Annotated in this window: 1 protein-coding gene and 1 pseudogene; both read left to right on the top strand. The window is 37.3% G+C overall.

Features of this window, described 5'->3' with window-relative positions; translation table 11 throughout:
- The first annotated feature begins 51 nt into the window (after nucleotides 1-51).
- Nucleotides 52-1380 carry a glycoside hydrolase family 38 C-terminal domain-containing protein gene (locus F6K13_RS32105; protein ID WP_287289746.1) on the top strand — a complete coding sequence of 443 codons (1329 nt, stop codon included), beginning with the start codon at nucleotides 52-54 and terminating at the stop codon, nucleotides 1378-1380.
- 50 nt (nucleotides 1381-1430) lie between these two features.
- Nucleotides 1431-1645 (top strand): annotated as a pseudogene (locus F6K13_RS32100) (transposase); the annotation flags it as partial.
- Nucleotides 1646-1656 lie beyond the last annotated feature (11 nt).

Genomic DNA, 1656 nt, shown 5'->3' with positions numbered 1-1656 from the left:
TAAAAGGATTGTTGGGGTGTGGGGAGTAGGCAGCAGGGAGAGGGTTTGGATATGGATAATTATTCTGCTGGTATGCAAAATGATCGAAATGACTGGCTAGTTTATGACAATGAGGGAAAATTAGTTAGTTCTCAGGTGTCGGATAAGGATTTATTGTTTGTTGCTTCTGATGTACCTGGGGTTGGTTATCGAGTGTTTTGGCTATGTTGCGGGTTTTCTGGTTTGGACAAAAGACTATATATGAGCACACCTATTCCCCATTTTACAGAAAGGATAGCAGAAAAATTTGAGTTTGTCAATACTGTTAGTTTAAATGGTGAAAGATGGCTTTTAGAGAATGATTTATTACGGGTAAAGGTGGAGGGGGAAACGGGAAATTTGGAGAGTATTTTTGACAAGATTAATGAACGGGAAGTTTTGGGAAAAGGGAAGGGGAATGAATTGCAGGCTTTTCAAGATGAGGGTCAATATTGGGATGCTTGGAATATCGATCCAAATTATCAAGAATATCCTTTAGCTGCTGCAAAATTAATAGATATTGGGTGGATGGAAAAAGGAGATTTAAGAAGTTGTCTACGAGTTATTAGAAAAATAGGAAAGTCTGAGTTTTGTCAGGATTATATTTTGGAGTTTGGTTCTCCACTGCTAAAAATTAAATGTTGGGTAAATTGGCAGGAAAGTCATACTTTAGTTAAAGCTGCTTTTCCTATAAATATAGAAACGGATTTTGTTACTTATGAAATTCCTTGTGGGGCTATTAAGAGAATGACTAAGTTTCAGACAGAAAGAGATCAGGCCAAATGGGAAGTTCCGGCTTTACGTTGGGCGGATATTAGTGATGATAATTATGGGGTAAGTTTGCTGAATGATTGTAAGTATGGATATGATGCAAAGTCGAATGAATTACGTTTAACTTTATTAAGGGGTTCGACTTGGCCTGATGAGGAGGCTGATGTGGGAATTCACGAATTTACTTATGCTATTTATCCTCATTTGGGAAGTTGGGAAAGTGCTGGTACTGTGCAACGGGGTTATGAGTTAAATCTGCCTTTACTTGTTAAGGTAATGCCGTGGATTAGTTCTGAAAAATCTGGTGGAAGGTTGCCACAAATTTATCGTTTCTTAGGTTGGGAAACTGATAATTTAATTTTGATGGCGTTGAAACGGTCAGAGAATAATCAATATTGGATTTTAAGGTGTTATGAATGTTTGGGAAGAGAGGCAATTTTGAATTTGGAAAGTGATGCTGGTTTGGCAGTAGGAAAAGTTGTTGATTTGTTGGAACGAGATGTTGCTGAACCTTCTGTTGAGTTTGGGAGTAGAAGTTGTGAAATTTCACCTTGGAAAATAATCAGCTTTACTCTGGATTTTCTGGTGTGATGAATTTGGGGAAACGTTGTGAATTGAGATGAGCGATCGCTTGTCTCTATCAAGGAAAGGGAGGAAAAAGAGAAAACCTATTAGGGGGGAGAATAAAAAGAAAAAGGACTTAATTGCCCCAATGATATTCACAAGAAGTTTAAATGCAGAAGGATTTGAAGGCTGGTAATCAATATTTTGATCACCCTGATGAGAAATTCCTTGAGTATTAATTATGGATAATGCTCCAATCCATGGCAAAAATATAATTAGAGAAATGGTAGAATAAACAGAGCA

Origin of the sequence: Okeania sp. SIO2B9 (assembly GCF_010672505.1) — a bacterium.
Lineage (GTDB): Bacteria > Cyanobacteriota > Cyanobacteriia > Cyanobacteriales > Microcoleaceae > Okeania > Okeania hirsuta.
This window is presented reverse-complemented; position numbering and strand designations above follow the sequence as displayed.

Coding starts and splice junctions, on each gene's coding strand:
- F6K13_RS32105 (WP_287289746.1), top strand. CDS start 52: ATGGATAATTATTCTGCTGGTATGCAAAATGATCGAAATGACTGGCTA.